General features: G+C 64.3%; 17 protein-coding genes. 6 read left to right on the forward strand and 11 right to left on the reverse strand.

Translation table 11 applies throughout. From position 1 onward, the window contains the following. Positions 1-3: 3 nt before the first annotated feature. Both accB and AC5STI_RS02870 read right to left on the reverse strand, forming a co-directional pair. Entirely contained in the window at positions 4-507 is a 504-nt protein-coding gene (gene accB / locus AC5STI_RS02865) for an acetyl-CoA carboxylase biotin carboxyl carrier protein (protein WP_495445514.1), read from the reverse strand. A gap of 179 nt (positions 508-686) precedes the next feature. After that, entirely contained in the window at positions 687-1,223 is a 537-nt protein-coding gene (locus tag AC5STI_RS02870; protein ID WP_475051424.1) for a LuxR C-terminal-related transcriptional regulator, read from the reverse strand. Positions 1,224-1,311: 88 nt separating this feature from the next. On the opposite strand from AC5STI_RS02870, the gene AC5STI_RS02875 reads away from it, so the two are divergent. Then, positions 1,312-2,808 (forward strand): class I adenylate-forming enzyme family protein, encoded by a 1,497-nt coding sequence (locus AC5STI_RS02875; RefSeq protein WP_495445515.1) that lies wholly within the window; start codon positions 1,312-1,314, stop codon positions 2,806-2,808. Between the two features lie 7 nt (positions 2,809-2,815). Here AC5STI_RS02875 and AC5STI_RS02880 read toward each other — a convergent pair whose 3' ends face one another. The 8 genes from AC5STI_RS02880 to AC5STI_RS02915 form a co-directional block, all read right to left on the reverse strand. Continuing rightward, positions 2,816-3,367 carry a helix-turn-helix transcriptional regulator gene (locus tag AC5STI_RS02880; RefSeq protein ID WP_475051428.1) on the reverse strand — a complete coding sequence of 184 codons (552 nt, stop codon included), beginning with the start codon at positions 3,365-3,367 and terminating at the stop codon, positions 2,816-2,818. Positions 3,368-3,369: 2 nt separating this feature from the next. Beyond that, positions 3,370-3,906: a cytochrome b/b6 domain-containing protein gene (locus AC5STI_RS02885; RefSeq protein WP_495445516.1), complete on the reverse strand. Its 537-nt coding sequence runs from the start codon at positions 3,904-3,906 to the stop codon at positions 3,370-3,372. 61 nt (positions 3,907-3,967) lie between these two features. Further along, a complete protein-coding gene (locus tag AC5STI_RS02890; RefSeq protein ID WP_495445517.1) occupies positions 3,968-4,219 on the reverse strand; it encodes a PepSY domain-containing protein in 252 nt (83 codons plus the stop codon). Between the two features lie 278 nt (positions 4,220-4,497). Beyond that, positions 4,498-5,253 carry an ABC transporter ATP-binding protein gene (locus AC5STI_RS02895; protein WP_421056005.1) on the reverse strand — a complete coding sequence of 252 codons (756 nt, stop codon included), beginning with the start codon at positions 5,251-5,253 and terminating at the stop codon, positions 4,498-4,500. Positions 5,254-5,265: 12 nt separating this feature from the next. After that, positions 5,266-6,021: an ABC transporter ATP-binding protein gene (locus AC5STI_RS02900; protein ID WP_495445518.1), complete on the reverse strand. Its 756-nt coding sequence runs from the start codon at positions 6,019-6,021 to the stop codon at positions 5,266-5,268. 12 nt (positions 6,022-6,033) lie between these two features. Then, positions 6,034-7,236 carry a branched-chain amino acid ABC transporter permease gene (locus AC5STI_RS02905; RefSeq protein WP_475051435.1) on the reverse strand — a complete coding sequence of 401 codons (1,203 nt, stop codon included), beginning with the start codon at positions 7,234-7,236 and terminating at the stop codon, positions 6,034-6,036. A gap of 3 nt (positions 7,237-7,239) precedes the next feature. Then, entirely contained in the window at positions 7,240-8,262 is a 1,023-nt protein-coding gene (locus AC5STI_RS02910; protein WP_475051437.1) for a branched-chain amino acid ABC transporter permease, read from the reverse strand. A 130-nt stretch (positions 8,263-8,392) separates the two neighbouring features. Next, positions 8,393-9,739, reverse strand: coding sequence for a substrate-binding protein (locus AC5STI_RS02915; RefSeq protein WP_475051439.1), 1,347 nt, complete (start codon positions 9,737-9,739; stop codon positions 8,393-8,395). A 231-nt stretch (positions 9,740-9,970) separates the two neighbouring features. Between AC5STI_RS02915 and AC5STI_RS02920 the strand changes: the two genes are divergently transcribed. From AC5STI_RS02920 to AC5STI_RS02940, 5 genes are all read left to right on the forward strand, one after another. After that, entirely contained in the window at positions 9,971-11,278 is a 1,308-nt protein-coding gene (locus AC5STI_RS02920; protein WP_495445519.1) for a short-chain fatty acyl-CoA regulator family protein, read from the forward strand. A 92-nt stretch (positions 11,279-11,370) separates the two neighbouring features. After that, positions 11,371-11,751: a response regulator transcription factor gene (locus tag AC5STI_RS02925; RefSeq protein WP_495447723.1), complete on the forward strand. Its 381-nt coding sequence runs from the start codon at positions 11,371-11,373 to the stop codon at positions 11,749-11,751. Then, on the forward strand, positions 11,748-12,092 hold the full coding sequence (locus tag AC5STI_RS02930; protein ID WP_490399498.1) for a hypothetical protein: 345 nt from the start codon (positions 11,748-11,750) through the stop codon (positions 12,090-12,092). Before AC5STI_RS02925 ends, AC5STI_RS02930 begins: the two co-directional genes overlap by 4 nt. Next, positions 12,092-14,770, forward strand: coding sequence for an ATP-binding protein (locus AC5STI_RS02935; RefSeq protein ID WP_495445520.1), 2,679 nt, complete (start codon positions 12,092-12,094; stop codon positions 14,768-14,770). The genes AC5STI_RS02930 and AC5STI_RS02935 overlap by 1 nt, the downstream gene beginning before the upstream one ends. 84 nt (positions 14,771-14,854) lie before the next feature. After that, positions 14,855-16,162, forward strand: a complete 1,308-nt coding sequence (locus tag AC5STI_RS02940; protein WP_495445521.1) for a FliM/FliN family flagellar motor switch protein — start codon at positions 14,855-14,857, stop codon at positions 16,160-16,162. Between the two features lie 322 nt (positions 16,163-16,484). Here the strand turns inward: AC5STI_RS02940 and AC5STI_RS02945 are convergent, their stop codons facing one another. Further along, the gene (locus tag AC5STI_RS02945; RefSeq protein ID WP_495445522.1) at positions 16,485-16,910 is read right to left on the reverse strand and encodes a protein tyrosine phosphatase family protein; all 426 of its coding nucleotides are present in this window, start codon (positions 16,908-16,910) and stop codon (positions 16,485-16,487) included. Positions 16,911-16,917 lie beyond the last annotated feature (7 nt).

Below are 16,917 nucleotides of genomic sequence, written 5' to 3' on the forward strand. Positions count from 1 at the left end.
CCCTTATTCGATGATGACCAGGGGCGACCCGAATTCAACGGCGGCGCCGTCTTCGACCAGGATGCGCTTCACGGTGCCTGCCTTGGGCGCCGGGATGTGGTTCATGGTCTTCATCGCCTCGACGATCAGCAGGGTGTCGCCTTCGCTGACCTGCTTGCCCACGGAGATAAAGGCGGGCGCGCCCGGCTCAGCCTGCAGGTACACAGTACCGACCATCGGCGAGGTCACGGCGCCGGGGTGGCTGGCCGGATCGTCGTTGGCGGCGGCAGGCGCGGCTGCGGCAGCCGGAGTTGCAGCGGCAGCAACCGGGGCGGGGGCGGCGGCGGCGGGCACGGCCATCTGCACCGGTGCGGCAGCCATCGCGGTCTGGCGCGAGACGCGGACATTGAGGCTGTCCTCCTCGCCGTATTCCCGCTTGACCTGCAATTCGGTCAGATCGTTTTCGCGCAGCAGTTCCGCCAGCGCCTTGATGAATGCCACATCCGCTTCGTGAGATTTGTTCGTCATTTTGTCCTCAAGCCGGTTCCGACATGCCCGCCCAGGCCCATGAGGCCCGGCAGGCAGGAAATTAGCGCGCTTATAGGGCAAGGATTACCGCAAGGAAAGCGCTGTCGATGCTTGCCGTAACATGGAGGCGGATTGACGGATTTGCAATTGCCTGCCGCGGTCAACCTTCGGGTGCTGCCTCAGAGCGGCATTCCCGTCAGCTTTGCCACCAGTTCCGGGAGCTTGCGGGCGCCGAACTTTTGCAGCAGGCGGGCGCGGTGGGTTTCCACGGTGCGGTAGGACAGATCCAGCTGCTTGCCGATTTCCTTGGCGGACAGCCCCTTGCAGGTGAGGATCGCCACTTCGCGCTCCCGCGGGGTCAGGGAGACCACCGGGCGGTCCTCGGAGATATCGGCAAAGGACCAGATGCCGGTCTGGAACGGCGCCCCTGGCGTGACCGAACGGCCGCGCACCCGGCACCAGAACAACTCCCCGGCGCGGCGGCGCATGATGCGCTCGTCGCTGTAGCTGCCGCTTTGCGCCTCAGGCCGCTGCAGCAGGGCGCCGATACGGTTGAAATCCTCCTGGCTGGGGTAGAGACCGGCTACCAGCATCCCGGTATAGTCCGCGGGAGCGCCGCCGAAGGTGGCGGCAAACTGCAGATTGCACCGCGTGATGACGCGGCGTTCCAGCACGGCAAGGCCCACGGGGGCATGGTCAAAGGCAAGATCGCTCATATGGTATTCTTAGCCCGGTTATTCCGGTAAATTGAAGGGGTTGCCGTGACGCGCCTTGTGGCGGGCAATTGGGCACCGGGAGGAGCAGATGAACATAGCAGTGTGGCTGCAGCGGATGGCAGCGGCGGAGGGGGCGCGGCCTGCGCTGTTTCTGGGGCAGGAGCTGGTGGCGGATTATGCAGAGTTCCATGCGCGGGCGGCGTCGGTGGCGGGCTGGCTGCTGGCGCAGGGCGTCTCACCCGGCGACCGGGTCGGCATCTTCATGAAGAACTGCCCGGACTACCTGAGTGCGCTTTACGGTATCTGGTATGCCGGCGCGGCGGCTGTGCCGATCAATGCCAAGCTGCACGGCAAGGAGGCAGAGTTCATCCTGCAAAACTCAGGTGCAAAACTGGTGTTCACCTCTCCGGGGCTGACCGAGGCGGTCGCGGAAACCGGTGCCGCTGTGCGCTGCGTGGATATTGCCGGCGCTGAATACGCGGCAGCGTTGGATGCCGGACCGGTGGCGGAGCCTGCCTCGCGTCTGCCGGAGGACCTGGCCTGGCTGTTTTATACCTCGGGCACCACCGGGCGGCCCAAGGGGGTGATGATCACCCACCGGATGCTGACGGCCATGGCCATTGCCTATTTCGCCGACGTGGATCAGGTGAGCGCCGAAGATCACGCGCTTTATGCCGCGCCGATGAGTCATGGGGCGGGGATCTATGCGCTCCAGCATGTTCTGGCCGGCGCCCGCCATGTCTGCCCTGAGTCGGGCGCATTTGATGAAACTGAGATCTTCGGCCTCGCCGCTCATTTCGGGCGCGTCCACATGTTTGCAGCACCCACGATGGTCACACGAATGACCTCGGAAGCTAAACGGCTGGGCTGCAAGGGGGAGGGGCTCCGGACCGTGGTCTATGCCGGCGGGCCGATGTATGCCGCTGATATCATCGAGGCGGTGGATCATTTCGGCCCGGTCTTCGTGCAGGTTTACGGCCAGGGCGAATGCCCGATGGCGATCACCGCGCTGCCCCGCCATGACGTGCAGGACCGCACGCATCCGCGCTGGCGCGAGCGGCTGGCCAGCGTCGGCAGGGCGCAAAGCGTGGTGGAGGTGCGGATCGGCACACCGGAGGGGGAGTTCCTGCCTGCAGGGAGCCACGGCGAAATCATGGTGCGCGGGGATGCTGTGATGCCGGGCTATTGGCAGAACCCGGAGGCGACAGGGAAGACGCTTATCAACGGCTGGCTTATGACCGGCGACATGGGGGTGCTGGACGAAGACGGCTACCTCACACTGCAGGACCGCTCCAAGGACATGATCATCACCGGCGGCTCCAACGTTTATCCGCGCGAGGTGGAGGAGGTGCTGCTGATGCACCCGCAGGTGCGCGAGGTCTCGGTGGTGGGCCGGCCTCATGCAGACTGGGGCGAGGAAGTGGTGGCCTTTGTCGTTGGGGATGCGCCTGACGCGGAACTAGATGACCTGTGCAACAGCCGGATCGCGCGGTTCAAACGGCCCAAGGCGTATTTGCGGATTGAGGCGTTGCCCAAGAATAATTACGGCAAGGTGCTGAAGACGGAACTGCGGAAGCTGGTCTGATCTTGGATCAGGCCGGCCGGGCCGCGGCGGTGCCTTCGCCGCGGCCGGTCTGGCGCTGGCCCATCATGGTGTCGATCAGCAGGCTCATCAGCTCGGCCCGGTTGGCGGTGCCGGACTTGCGGTATATCGCATTGAGCTGCGCTTTGACGGTGCCCTCGGCACTGCCGCGCATGGCGGCGATTTCGGCGGTGCTGAGGCCCTTGACCAGGAACGTCGCAACATCCAGCTCGGCGGGCGTCAGTTTCCAGGTGGCGAACTCTGTGTCGATCACCTCCTGAATCGCGGCTTGTGCCGAACTCAGGCTTTCCTCCAGATGCGCCTTGCGCCGCAGCAGCCACATCAGAATGCGGGTTTCGATCACGATGGCTGCGGTCAGCGCCAGCGCGGCAAGCCCTTCGATATATGTGTGGCTGCGTTCGCCGTCGTCGGTCTCACCAGCCTCGAGCCCGCTGAGATCCGCAATCACATCGCCAAGGAACACCGCCGCGCAGAGGGCCTGCACGGCGATGACGGCAATCAGGATCCAGGGTTTGGCCGGGTCTTGCCGGTTCTGGCGCATTGTCAGGTCTCCGCTGAGGTGCCGGGCATCTCCTTGTAGCCAGTGACCATCGCACGCGCCAGATTGACTTTGGTCCGGCGGCTTTCGAACAGCACCGCTGCCACATGCAGAACGATGGAGATTTCGGCCCAGGAGACCAGCATTTCGTGCAGCTCTTCCGGCCATTCGACGCCCCAGAATGGGGTGGTCGTCATCAGATAGCCGGTGAAGGCGATGCCGCTGATCGTCAGCAGCAGGTTGTAGATCATCAGCGCGCCCAGCGGAGAGTGGCCGGGATGCCGCCGGATCCGCCCCGTGGCGATATCGCTGAGCTGACTGGCCGCAGCACCGGCATCAGGCGGAAAGCTGGAGAACCGCGCATAGCGGCTGCCGATGAGGCCCCAGATCACCCGGATGCCGATCAGCGCGGCAATGGCATAGCCGATGTAAAGATGAAGATCGCCCTCCGGATCGGTGAACAGCGCATTGGCGGCAAAGCCCGCGGCCAGCGACCAGTGAAACAGCCGGACCACAGGGTCCCAGACGTATGTGCGGCGCATTTCAGCCCTCCTATCAAAGCGGGCGCCGGGAGTTGGCGCCCGGTGTGCTGGTCTGTAGGGCTCAGTCGTTTTCTTCGATCTTCACCACCTCAAGCTTGCCGTTCAGGTAGACCTCGTATTTCTTGCCGTCCTTCAGGGCGTAGGCTTCGTACTGGCCGTCTTCGCTTTCGATCTTGCGCACGTCATAGCCCTGCGCGGTCAGCAGGTCGCGGATCTTGGCCTGGGTTTCGGCGCTGGGTGTACCCTCGGAAGCAAATGCCGCCGCGGCGGGCAGGGCGAGGGCAAGGGCGAGGAGTTTCAGCGAGTGGCGCATGGGGTGTCCTTTCTGTGTCCTGTCAGGTGCCGTGCCGGAATGGCGCGGGCTGTGGCAGAGACATCGCGTCCGGAGCGGCTGCGAAGAATAGGCGCCAAGTTGGAGGGGTGCAGAAACCGGGGCCGTATAACCGGGGTTTATTGCGGCAAAAACTGATGTTTACGGCTTAGGCCCAGCAGTTTGCAAAAAAGGCCGGCTCAGGGGAGAGCCGGCCTCAGTCTGCCAATGCCGGCACGCGGGTGGCCGGCAAGACGGAGATGTATGGCTTGGCGCGCGCCTCAGATCGCCAGGTATTCGGCGCGCAGCTCTTCGTTGGCCAGGACCTCGGCGGCGGTGCCGTCAAAGACGATGCCGCCGGTATCGAGGATCACTGCACGGTCCGCCAGTTCCAGGGCGCGGACCGCGTTCTGCTCGACAATGATGGTTGTCATGCCCTGTTCCTTGATGTGGATGAGGGTCTTTTCGATCTCGTCGACGATCACCGGCGCCAGGCCCTCGTAGGGTTCGTCCAGCAAGAGCACCTTGATGTCGCGGGCCAGCGCCCGGGCAATCGCCAGCATCTGCTGCTCACCGCCTGACAGGGTCACGCCCTCCTGCTTGCGGCGTTCGCCAAGGCGCGGGAACAGGTCATAGAGGCGCTCCAGCGACCAGCCGATGGGCGGCGCGATCTGCGCCAGCTGCAGGTTTTCCTCGACCGTCAGGCCGGGAATGATGCGGCGGTCTTCGGGCACCAGGCCCAGTCCCTCGGCGGCGGCCTCATACGACGTCATCTTGTGCAGCGGCTTGTGGTCCAGCCAGATCTCGCCGCGGGTTACCATCGGCGAGCCGGTGCGGGCGATCGAACGCAGGGTCGAGGTCTTACCCGCGCCGTTGCGGCCCAGCAGCGCCAGGATCTCGCCCTCGTGGACGTTGAAGTTGATGCCCTGCACGATGTAGCTCTCGCCGTAGTAGGCGTGCACATCCCAGACCGACAGGAATGCCGGGGCGGTGGAGGCCACATTGGCGTTCTTGGAGAAATCGGGTTTCACATTCATGGTGTTTCTCCTTTACGCGCTCTCGCCCAGATAGGCTTCACGCACCTTCGGGTTGCCGCGGATGTTCTGCGGATCGTCCTCGACCAGCGGCGTGCCCTGGGCCAGAACCGTGATCCGGTTGGCGAGGCTGAATACCACATGCATGTCGTGTTCGATGATGGCGATGGTGATGTCGCGCTCATCGCTGATCTGTTTCAGCAGGTCGATGGTGTTGTTGGTATCGGCCCGCGCCATGCCCGCGGTCGGCTCGTCCAGCAGCAGCAGGCGCGGCTCCTGGCTCAGGCACATGCCGATCTCCAGCCGCCGCTTGTCGCCGCGGGACATGGCGGCGGCGTGCATGTGCCGCTTGTCTGCCATGTTCATCTCTTCCAGCATGTGCTCGGCCTTTTCCAGAATGTCCTTCTGCCGCAGCACCGCGGACAGGGCGTTCAGCTCGAACGCGCCGTCCCGTTTGGCAAAGCAGGGGATCATCATGTTTTCCAGCACCGTCAGGTCGCCGAAGATCTCAGGCGTCTGGAACACGCGGCTGATGCCCATCTGGTTGATTTCATACGGCGCGCGGCCCAGCACCGACTGGCCGTCGAACATGACGGATCCGGTGTCGGGGATCAGCTTGCCCACCAGGCAATTGAGCAGGGTGGACTTGCCCGCGCCGTTCGGTCCGATGATCGCGTGGACCGAGTTTTCCTTGACGCTGAGGTTCACATCGGACAGCGCCTGCAGGCCGCCGAACCGTTTCCCCACGTCTTTGACTTCAAGGATACCCATTGTTCTGTCTCCTTATTCCGCGGGGTTGGTTTCGCCAGAGGCGTTGCTGTCTTTGGCCTTGCGGCGGCTGAGCCAGCCCTTGATCCGCTGGCCGCCTTCGACCAGGCCGCCGGGCAGGAAGATCACCACCAGCATGAACAGGATGCCGAGGGTCAGGTGCCAGCCCTTGCCGATGAAGGGGTGGATCAGGAACACGACCGCGTCCTCCATCCCGTCCGGCAGGAAGCTGAACCAGGTGTGCAGGACGTTGTCGTTGATCTTGGAGAAGATGTTCTCGAAGTACTTGATGAAGCCTGCGCCCAGCACCGGGCCGATCAGCGTGCCGGCACCGCCCAGGATGGTCATCAGGACGACTTCGCCGGAGGCGGTCCACTGCATCCGCTCAGCCCCGGCCAGCGGGTCCATCGAGGCCATCAGCCCGCCTGCAAGGCCCGCATACATGCCGGAGATCACAAAGGCAGCCAGGGTGTAGGGCCGGGTGTTGAGGCCTGTGTAGTTCATCCGCTGCTGGTTCGACTTCACCGCCCGCAGCATCATGCCGAAAGGCGAGCGGAAGATGCGGATCGCCAGGTAGAAGGCGGCCAGCATGATCAGCGCGCAGAGGTAATAGCCTGCGTTGAACTGGAACGCCCAGGGGCCCACGGCGAGTTCGAATGTGGAGCGCATCTCCAGCCCGAACAGGTTGGTCACGGGGATCGAGCCGTCGGCGGTGGCGGAGACGCCCAGGATACGGGGATCTTCCAGCGTCAGCTGCAGGCCGGTTTCACCGTTGGTGATCGGGGTCAGCACCGAATAGGCGAGGTTGAAGGACATTTGCGCAAAGGCCAGCGTCAGGATCGAGAAGTAAATGCCTGAGCGGCGCAGGCTGATGAAGCCGATGAGCAGCGCAAACAGGCCCGCGACGATCACCGACAAAACGATGGCCGGGATCACGTTCATGCCGATGAGCTTGAACATCCAGACGGCGGAGTAGGAGCCGACGCCGAGGAAGGCAGCATGGCCGAACGACAGGTAGCCGGTGAGGCCGAACAGGATGTTGAAGCCGATGGCGAAGATCCCGAAGATCACGAACCGCTGCATCAGGTCCGGATAGCCCGCGTTGAACTGCGCCATGGCGCTGCCGGCCGGGAAGGGGTTCAGGATGAAGGGTGCAAACAGCGTCAGGATGGCGACGATGATCAGCAGGGAAGTGTCTCTTTTGTCCAGTCCGAACATGTCTTAGTCCTCCATCACGCCTTTGCGGCCCATCAGGCCCCGCGGGCGGGTCAGCAGAATGATGATTGCGACCACATAGATGATGATCTGGTCGATGCCGGGGATCAGCGACTTGATCTCGTTCATCGAGGCAAAGCTCTCCAGAATGCCCAGCAGGAAGCCCGCCAGCACCGCGCCGGGCAGGGAGCCCATGCCGCCGACAACCACCACCACGAAGCTGAGGACCAGGAAGTCCATGCCCATGTGGTAATTGGGGGAGTTGATCGGCGTGTACATGACACCGGCCAGGCCCGCGACGGCGGCGGCGATTCCGAACATGATTGTGAAGCGGCGGTCGATGTTGATGCCCAGAAGGCCCACTGTCTCGCGGTCGGCCATGCCCGCGCGCACCACCATGCCGAAGGTGGTGAATTGCAGGAAGCTGAAGATGCCGCCGATGATCAGCACGGCAAAGAAGAAATAGACCACGCGCCAGACAGGATAGATGATGTCCATGCCGATCACGGCACCCAGGTTCACCACTCCGTTCAGCGCGTCCGGCGCCGGGGTCTGGATCGGGTTGGCGCCGTAGAAATACTTGACCACTTCCTGCAGCACGATGGCGAGACCGAAGGTCACCAGGATCTGGTCGGCGTGGGGGCGTTTGTAGAAATGCTTGATCAGCCCGCGCTCCATCACATAGCCGACGCCGATCATGATCGGGATGGCAAAGAGGATCGCCAGCGGCACCGCCCAGTCGATGATGGCACCGCCGAATTCGGGGCCGAACCAGGCCTCGACATAGGGGGTTTTCACCTTGAGAGGGTTGCCGAGGAAGTCGGTCTGGGTCTCGTCGACTACCTCATAGCTGAGGTTCAGAATGCGTTGCAGGGTAACGGCGCAGAAGGCGCCGATCATGAACAGGGCCCCATGGGCAAAGTTCACCACGCCCAGCGTGCCGAAGATAAGTGTCAATCCCAGCGCGATCAGCGCATAGGCCGAGCCCTTGTCGAGCCCGTTCAGGATTTGCAGGAGAATGGCGTCCATGGGTCCCACCGTGCGTCAGGTTCGGGATGGCCCGTCCGGCGGGGGAGCGGACGGGCCGGTTGGGGCAGCCGGATTCCGGTACGGAATCCGGCACGGAATTTTTTCAAAGTTCCGGCGCCCTGTGGCTGGCTTATGCGCCCGGGTTGCAGGCGCCCAGGTTGCCGCCAGCGAACATCGGGTGATCCGGTGCGTATTCCACCTGTGCCCGCGGGGTGACCTCGACCACTTCCAGAAGGTCGAATTCCGAGGTCGGGTTCTCTTTCCCGCGCACCACCAGAACATCCTTGAAGCACTGGTGGTCTTCGGCACGGTAGAGCGTCGGACCGTTGCCCAGGCCGTCGAACTCATAGCCTTCCAGCGCTTCCACAACGGCGCAGGGGTTGAAGCTGCCTGCGCGCTCGACCGCATCCGCGTAAAGCAGGGTCTGCACATAGCAGGTGTGCGCGGCCTGGCTCGGCGGGAAGCCGTATTTGGTGCCGAAGGATTTCACGAAGGCCTTGGAGCCCTCGTCCTGCAGCGTCCAGTGCCAGTTGGTGGAGCCGTGGATGCCCTTCACGTTGGCACCGGCGCCTTTGGCCATCAGACGGGAGTAGAGCGGCACGACAATCTCGAAGTTCTTGCCGTTCACCACCTTTTCGCGCAGGCCGAACTGCACCGCGTTGGTCAGCGAGTTCACCATGTTGCCGCCATAGTGGTTCAGCACCAGCACGTCGGCGCCCGAGTTCAGCACCGGAGCGATGTAGGAGGAGAAGTCGGTGGCGGCCAGCGGTGTGCGGACCTTGTTCACGGTCTGCCAGCCCAGCGCCTCGGTGGCGGCGGCGATCGATTCCTCCTGGGTCCAGCCCCAAGTGTAGTCGGCTGTCAGGTGATAGGCGATACGGTCGGTGCCATAGAGGTTCTTGAGCACCGGCGCCAGCGCTGCACCCGACATGTAGCCGTTGAAGAAATGGCGGAAACCGTTGGCCTTCTTGTCCTTGCCGGTCGTGTCGTTGGAGTGGGTGAGACCAGCCATGAAGATCACGCCTGCCTCTTGGCAGAGGCCCTGCACGGCGATTGCCACACCGGAGGAGGAGCCGCCGGTGATCATCACCGCGCCGTCCTTCTCGATCATCGACTTGGCGGAGGCGCGGGCGGCGTCGGATTTGGTCTGGGTGTCGCCGGTGACGTATTCCACCTTCTTGCCCAGAATGCCGCTGCCCTGCAGCGCCTTGGAGCTGAAGGTGTTCATCATGCCGCCGTCGCCGCCGCCGTTCAGATGCTCGACCGCCAGCTCATAGGCGCGCAGCTCGTCTGCGCCTTCGTCGGCATAGGGGCCGGTCTGCGGCACGTTGAAGCCCAGGGTGACGGTGCCGCCGGTCGGCTCATTGGTGAAAGCGGCGGCGGAAGAGGCGGTAAAGATAGTCGGCAGCGCCACACCGGCGCCTGCGAGTGCGCCGGTCCTCAGGACACCACGACGCGAAACGTCAAATTTAGACATGTATTCCTCCCTAATATGATTGGTGCCTTGCAGCTCCTCACTTCTGCGCGGTACCAGCACTGTTCGTGCAAAATCAGTATGAGAGCGTCATGTAAACCCAAGCAATAAAACCCTTTTGCAGCTTGAAAATTCTGTAAATAAATGAACAATATTCCGCGGCATACTGTAAACAAAGTTATATTGCGTTGCAGAAAGCCCTTGAATTGGAAGTGTTTTGGGAGGCCCGCCTGAATGGCACGCGACACCCTCACTGGCAGCCGGATCCGCGAGCGCAGGCTCATCCTTGGATTGCGTCAGGCCGAATTGGCGCGGGAGGCAGGGATTTCAGCCTCTTATCTCAACCTGATTGAGCACAACCGGCGCAGAATCGGCGGCAAGCTTCTGGTCGGCATTGCCGGGGTTTTGGGGGTCGAACCCTCGATGCTGAGCGAGGGGGCGGAGGCGGCGCTGATCTCCACCCTGCGGGAGGCGGCAGCAGACAGCGGCGTGCCGGTGGCGGAGCTGGACCGGGTGGACGAATTTGCAGGCCGCTTTCCCGGCTGGGCCGAGGTGCTGGCCGCCGGCCACCGCCGCATCGCCACGCTGGAGCGGACGGTGGAAACCCTGTCGGACCGGCTGACCCATGACCCCAATCTGGCGGCCTCGGTGCATGAGGTGCTGTCGACCGCCGCCGCGATCCGCTCCACCGCGTCGATCCTGGCGGAAACCGGTGAGCTGGAGCCGGAATGGCGCGACCGCTTTCATAAAAACCTCAACGAGGATTCGCTGCGGCTGTCGGAAAGCAGCCGGGCGCTGGTGAGTTTTCTGGATGAGGGGGATACCGGCGAGGACCGCCGTGGGATGCCGCAGGAGGAGGCCGAAGCCTTCCTGCAGGCCAGCCGTTTCCACTTCCCGGCACTGGAGGAGGACGCTGCTGCACCGGAGGATCTGGTGCGGGACGCTCCCGAGCTGGTAAGCGAAGCCGCCCGCAGCCTGGCCCGCGCTGCGCTGGAGCAATACCAGGCAGATGCCCGCGCCATGCCGCTGCCGGCACTGTCGCGCCAGATACGCTCTGGCGGGCTCGACCCGGTGGCGCTGGCGCGGCAGTTCGGTTGCAGCCTGCCAGTGGTGCTGCGGCGTCTGGCCGCGCTGCCGGAGGAGGTGCTGGGGCGGGAAGCCGGGCTGGTGATCTGCGATGCCTCCGGCACGCTGTTGTTCCGCAAGCCGGTCACCGGCTTTGCCATGCCGCGCTTCGGGGCGTCCTGTCCGCTGTGGCCGCTTTATACCGCACTGGTGCGCGCGCATGTGCCGGTGCGGCGCAGAGTGGTGCAGCAGGGGCGCAATGCCGCGGCCTTTGATTGCATGGCGGTCGCCTGGCCGCTGGAGATGCCGGATTTCGGGGCCGACCCGCTGTACCGGGCGGTGATGCTGATCCTGCCCGGCGGCCAGGAGGCGCAGGACCCGCAGGACCCGCAGCCGGTTGGCGCTAGCTGCCGGATCTGCCCGCGCCAGGGCTGTCCGGCCCGGCGCGAGCCGTCGATCCTGAAGGAAGAGTTTTGACAGCCGCATGGCCGCGGGGCTAACCTGCGCAAAAAGGAATGCGTGCCTGTGCCGGCTTGTCCGGCAAGGAGCGCCGGGAGGAAATTCTGCTGATGGGCAGGCATGTTGTACTGATCGAAGATGAGCCGAATATCACCGAGGCCATCCGGTTTCTGCTGACCCGGGACGGGTGGAGTGTGGATGCGCATACCGATGGCGCTACCGCTGTCGAGGTGATCCGGGATGCCGATCCCGACCTGGTGATTCTCGATCTGATGCTGCCGGGCAAGAGCGGGCTGGAGATTGTCCGCGAACTGCGCGCCGAGAGCGCCATGCAGGCGCTGCCGGTGCTGATGCTGACCGCCCGCGGCCAGATGCGCGACCGCGAGATGGCGGAGAAAGCGGGCGTCACCCGTTTCATGACCAAACCCTTTTCCAATGCCGAGGTGCTGACCGCAGTGCGGGACCTGCACGCCCAGGCCGGGCAGGGATGACCCGGGAGGGCGGCGCCAAAGAGCAAACGGGCACCCGCGCGGAGCGCCAGACTTACCGCCGCCGCCGCCTGATGGATATCGCCCGGCTGCTGCCGGTGCTGGGGGCGCTGCTGCTGGCGCTGCCGCTGTTGTGGCCTGAGGCGTCCACCCATCCGGCGGCCCGGGACGGGGTCAGCATGTCTTCGGCCGTTATCTATGTGTTTTCGGTTTGGATCGGGCTGATCGGCGCTTGTTTTGTCTTCAGCATGGCGGTGCAGCGATGGGCCGATCACTGGACCGGCGGAGGGCCGGACGGGGCAGGGCTGCCCGGTGACCGGCCGGATCACGGGGAGGACGGCTGATGGCCTCCCTCAACGTGCTGGCCTTTGTCTGCCTTGCCTATGTGGCGTTTTTGTTCTTCATCGCCTTCTGGGCCGACCGGATGGCCTCCCGCGGCCGCAGTGCGGCCTGGATGCGCTCGCCGCTGATCTACACGCTGTCACTGTCGGTCTATTGCACCGCCTGGACTTTTTACGGCGCGGTCGGCTACGCAGCGCGCTCCGGGCTGGAGTTCGTGACCATCTACCTCGGCCCTTCGCTGGTCATGATCGGCTGGTGGTGGGGCCTGCGCAAGCTGGTGCGGATCGGGCGCAGCCAGCGGATCACCTCCATCGCCGACCTCATATCCTCGCGCTATGGCAAATCGAACCTGCTGGCCACCGGGGTGACCATCCTCGCCGTGATTGGCGTCACCCCCTATATCTCGCTGCAGCTGCAGTCGGTGACCCTGTCCTTTGCCATCTTCGCCGAAGCCGACCCCATACGCGGCTATAACGAGACCTCGACCGTGTTCTGGGTGGCCGCCGGGCTGGCGGTGTTCGCAATCCTGTTCGGCACCCGAAACCTCAACGCCAATGAACGCCACCACGGGGTGGTGACTGCCATTGCACTCGAGGCCATCGTCAAGCTGGCGGCGCTGCTGGCAGTGGGGGTTTTTGTGGTCTGGGGTGTGGCCGGCGGTGTCGGTGAGACGCTGCAGCGCATTGATGCCTCGCAGATCGGCCAGTGGAACGTCGACGGCAGCCGCTGGGCAACCATCACCTTCCTCGCGGCTGCCGCCTTTGTCTGCCTACCGCGGATGTTCCAGGTGATGGTGGTGGAGAATGAGGACGAGCGCCACCTGCGCATCGCCTCCTGGGCGTTCCCGCTCTATCTGCTGCTGATCTCCATGTTCGTGGTGCCGATCGCCGTTGTCGGACTGGAGCTGCTGCCCGCGGGTGCCAACCCGGACATGTTCGTGCTGACGGTGCCCTTGCAGCAAGGCCAGCAGGGGCTGGCTGTGCTGTCTTTCCTTGGCGGCTTTTCCTCCGCGACTTCGATGGTGATCGTGGCGGCGATGGCGCTGTCGACGATGGTGTCGAACCATATCGTGATGCCGGTCTGGCTGCGGCTGCAAAGCCGCCAGGCCTCGGTTTCCGGCGATGTGCGCGACGTGGTGCTGTTCTCCCGCCGGGTGTCGATCGCGGTGATCATGGCGCTGGGGTATTTCTACTATCATCTCTCGGGCGGCGCTGCCGCGCTGGCGGCTATCGGCCTGATCTCCTTTGCCGGAGTGGCGCAGATCCTGCCGGCGCTGGTTGGCGGGCTGTTTTGGCGCGGCGCCACCCGCAGCGGTGCTTTAGCCGGTCTCACCGTGGGCTTTGCCATCTGGCTCTATACGATGCTGCTGCCCGCACTCGGCGGCGGCCTGCTGCCGGAACACATCCTGCGTGAAGGGCTTTTCGGCCTCAGCTGGCTGCGGCCCGAAGCGTTGTTCGGGATCGAGGGAATGGACCCGACGGTGCACGCGGTAATGTGGTCGATGAGCCTCAATGCCACGGCCTTCTGCCTGGTCTCGCTGATGAGCTTCCCCAGCCCGCTGGAGCGGCTGCAGGGCGCGCAGTTTGTCAATGTCTTCGACCATTCCGCGGGCCCGCGCGGCTGGACCGGCTCTGTGGCGCAATCCGAGGACCTGATGATCATGTCGCAGCGGATCCTCGGTGCCTCCGAGGCGCAGGCCTTCTTCCAGCGGGAACGGTTGCGTCAGGGCGGCCGCGGCCCGCTGCCGGAGCCGACGCCTGCCTTCCTGGAGCGGCTGGAGCGCGAGCTCAGTGCTTCCATCGGGGCTGCGGCGGCGCATGCGATGATCGGGCAGATCGTTGGCGGCTCGTCGGTCTCGGTGCAGGATCTGCTGGCGGTGGCGGATGAGACGGCGCAGATGCTGGAATACTCCAGCCGTCTGGAGGCGCAATCGGCGGAGTTGTCGGCAACGGCTCGCAAGTTGCGGGAAACAAACGAGAAACTTACGCAGATTTCAGAGCAGAAAGACGCGTTTCTCAGCCAGGTGAGCCATGAGCTGCGCACGCCGATGACGTCGATCCGGGCGTTTTCGGAAATCCTGCGCGACGACGCTCAGCTCAGCCCGCAGGAGCAGCGCCACTATGCCGGCATCATCCATGACGAGACGCTGCGGCTGACCCGGCTGCTCAACGACCTTCTGGACCTCAGCGTGCTGGAGAACGGCCAGGTGAGCCTCAACATGACGGCAGGCACCCTGACGGAAGTGCTGGACCACGCGGTCGCCGCTGCTCTGGCGGGGTCAGACAGGCCGCTCAAGGTGACCCGCAGCCCCGAGGCGGAGGCATACCGCATCTCCTCCGACCTCGACCGGCTGGCGCAGGTGTTCATCAACCTGATCGCCAACGCTCAGAAATACTGCGACGCGGACGACCCGGAGCTGACCATCTCCACCACGGCCGACGGCGGGCAATTGCATATTGATTTCACGGACAATGGCAGCGGCGTGCCTGCGGATTTCCAGCAGATGATTTTCGAGAAGTTTTCCCGCGTCAGCCCTGAACGCGCGGGCGGGGCCGGGCTGGGTCTGGCGATCTGCCGCGAGGTCATGCAGCGGCTTGGCGGCGATATCCGCTATCTGCCTGGGCGCAGCGGCGGCGCTTTCCGGGTTTCCTTACCCGCCGCGGGCGAAAAGGCGGCGTAACCTGCGCGGGAATACAGAAGTTGTTAACCTCCTTTCGGGTAAAACCAAGGAAACGGGACGCGTATGGGGCAGGTTAAACAGCCTATGTCTGAGACAGAAGCAGCACAGGCGGGCAGCGGTAAGCAAAGTGTGCTTGCACGCAAGCTGGCAGCAACCAAGGAAGGCGCCGGGGCGATCAACAGCTCCCTGACGCTGAAGGCGTTGCGCCGTTCTGTCGCGCGCGCGGCTGCGGATCTGTGCGAGCTTCCGATGGCCGTGCTGGCGGCCCGCCAGTGCAATCGCATCCCTGAGGATCTTGCCCAGAACCTGTCCGACAAGGATCTTCTGGTGGTGCTGGATTGCCCGAACGGGCGGATCGGTGCGGCCAGCATGGACGCGGCCACCGTGACCGCGCTGATCCAGCAGCAGACAATTGGCGCGGTGATCGGCAAGGCGCCGGCTGAACGCGTCTATACCCCCACCGATGCTGCCATGACCGCCGAATTTCTGGAACGCACCTTTGCCAAGGTCATGTCGATGCTGGATGGCCACGCGGATCAGGCCATCTTCTCCGGATACCGCTTTGGCGCACAGGTTGAGAACGTGCGCAGCCTGGTGCTGGGGCTGGAGGCTGAGGATTACCGGGTGATCGAATTGAACCTGGATCTTGCCTGCGGCGCCATGCAGGGCGTGATGAAGCTGATCTTGCCGGAACCCACGGCGGAGGAACTGCAGGACGGTCAGGGCGGCGGCTCCCAGGGGCCGTCACTGGGCCGTAACCTCGATTCAATCCGCGCTGAGCTGACGGCGGTTCTGTGCAAGATGCGCGTGCCGCTGCGCGACTTTGCCGGGTTGAAGGTTGGCGACACGCTGCCGCTGGATCAAGCCTACCTTTATGAAACCGATTTGCTGACCATCGGCGGCAAGCCGGTGGCGCAAGGGCGGCTGGGGCAGATGAACGGAGCCCGTGCGGTCCGTCTGAACCAGCCCAGAACCACGCTGGTCAGCGATGCCGGCGCGGACGATATGGCGTTCTCCGACGGCGCTGGCATGGATGCGATGCCGGATGGCCCGCCGGCGCTTGGGATGGGCATCGCCGACCAGGGGCTGCAGGACCCGATGGAAGATAACGGACTGCCCGCGCTGGAGGCAGCCCCGGCGCTGGATGGCGGCGGAATGAGCGGCGGTATGGGGGCAATGGATGCCGGCTTGGATGGCTTGGACCTGTCCGGCCTTGACGGCGATGGCGGGCTGGGCATGGATGGCCTGGACGGCGGCTTGCCGGACCTTCCCGACCTGCCGGATCTGCCTGACTTGCCTGCCGCCGACCTCGGCGATTTCGAGTCGGGCGATGCGGCAGCAGAAATCTCGCAGCTGGCCGGCCTGGACAGCGCGCTGACGGAAAACGGCTGATTGAATCAGCTGGAACTGTCTGGTCGCGGCCTTGCTCAGGCGATTGACCCGCAGCCCTATACGCCAGACCAGTAAATGTCCTGGATACGGTCCCCCGCACCGGCCGGCAGTCCGGAAGCGGTTGAGGCACGGCGCCCGAAGCGATGCCAGACGTTCAGTCCCTTCCTCTGAACGATTGCGGCGCCTTCCGCCCGCACCCATCAGCGCTGACAGGAGGCGCCCCTTCCATTACCGCTCGGTGCGCGGTGTAAACATTGGGTCAAAGAGCTGAGTGCTTGGAAGCGCCTGCCATGCTGGGGCAGGCACACTTCCGGTCAACGGCTCAGCGGCTTGCCAGTGAATCCAGCGCAGGGCGCAGCCCATCCAGCTGATAGCCAGCCGCGCCGGTTTTCTCCAGAATATCGTCCGCGCTCATGTCGCTTGCCTGGCTCAGGGCCCAGACCACAGAGCTGCGCGTGCCGGAGGCGCAATAGGCCAGCACCGGGCCTTCGCCGCCCTCATACAGCTCCCGCTGCAGCGCCACGTTCTCCGGCGTCATGGTCTGATGGGTCAGAGGCAGAACCTCAAACCGCAGCCCGGCTGCCTCTGCCGCGGCACGGATCGCCTCGGCCTGATGGCTGGGCGGCACTTCTTCATCCGGGCGGTTGCAGATCACAGTCTTGTAACCGGCGGCGGCAATGGCGGGCAGATCCTCAGCCGAGATCTGCGGCGAGACCGAATAGCGGGGGGTGATTACGCGTGCTTCCATGGGTGAG

This window comes from Leisingera sp. CC-HEC096, assembly GCF_059429235.1.

What these genes read in the sequence shown, in the direction of transcription:
- AC5STI_RS02915 (WP_475051439.1), bottom strand. Translation starts at nt 9,739, where the DNA reads ATGTCTAAATTTGACGTTTCGCGTCGTGGTGTCCTGAGGACCGGCGCA.
- AC5STI_RS02910 (WP_475051437.1), bottom strand. Translation starts at nt 8,262, where the DNA reads ATGGACGCCATTCTCCTGCAAATCCTGAACGGGCTCGACAAGGGCTCG.
- AC5STI_RS02920 (WP_495445519.1), top strand. Translation starts at nt 9,971, where the DNA reads ATGGCACGCGACACCCTCACTGGCAGCCGGATCCGCGAGCGCAGGCTC.
- accB (WP_495445514.1), bottom strand. Translation starts at nt 507, where the DNA reads ATGACGAACAAATCTCACGAAGCGGATGTGGCATTCATCAAGGCGCTG.
- AC5STI_RS02885 (WP_495445516.1), bottom strand. Translation starts at nt 3,906, where the DNA reads ATGCGCCGCACATACGTCTGGGACCCTGTGGTCCGGCTGTTTCACTGG.
- AC5STI_RS02895 (WP_421056005.1), bottom strand. Translation starts at nt 5,253, where the DNA reads ATGAATGTGAAACCCGATTTCTCCAAGAACGCCAATGTGGCCTCCACC.
- AC5STI_RS02925 (WP_495447723.1), top strand. Translation starts at nt 11,371, where the DNA reads ATGGGCAGGCATGTTGTACTGATCGAAGATGAGCCGAATATCACCGAG.
- AC5STI_RS02880 (WP_475051428.1), bottom strand. Translation starts at nt 3,367, where the DNA reads ATGCGCCAGAACCGGCAAGACCCGGCCAAACCCTGGATCCTGATTGCC.
- AC5STI_RS02935 (WP_495445520.1), top strand. Translation starts at nt 12,092, where the DNA reads ATGGCCTCCCTCAACGTGCTGGCCTTTGTCTGCCTTGCCTATGTGGCG.
- AC5STI_RS02940 (WP_495445521.1), top strand. Translation starts at nt 14,855, where the DNA reads ATGTCTGAGACAGAAGCAGCACAGGCGGGCAGCGGTAAGCAAAGTGTG.
- AC5STI_RS02890 (WP_495445517.1), bottom strand. Translation starts at nt 4,219, where the DNA reads ATGCGCCACTCGCTGAAACTCCTCGCCCTTGCCCTCGCCCTGCCCGCC.
- AC5STI_RS02945 (WP_495445522.1), bottom strand. Translation starts at nt 16,910, where the DNA reads ATGGAAGCACGCGTAATCACCCCCCGCTATTCGGTCTCGCCGCAGATC.
- AC5STI_RS02930 (WP_490399498.1), top strand. Translation starts at nt 11,748, where the DNA reads ATGACCCGGGAGGGCGGCGCCAAAGAGCAAACGGGCACCCGCGCGGAG.
- AC5STI_RS02905 (WP_475051435.1), bottom strand. Translation starts at nt 7,236, where the DNA reads ATGTTCGGACTGGACAAAAGAGACACTTCCCTGCTGATCATCGTCGCC.
- AC5STI_RS02900 (WP_495445518.1), bottom strand. Translation starts at nt 6,021, where the DNA reads ATGGGTATCCTTGAAGTCAAAGACGTGGGGAAACGGTTCGGCGGCCTG.
- AC5STI_RS02875 (WP_495445515.1), top strand. Translation starts at nt 1,312, where the DNA reads ATGAACATAGCAGTGTGGCTGCAGCGGATGGCAGCGGCGGAGGGGGCG.
- AC5STI_RS02870 (WP_475051424.1), bottom strand. Translation starts at nt 1,223, where the DNA reads ATGAGCGATCTTGCCTTTGACCATGCCCCCGTGGGCCTTGCCGTGCTG.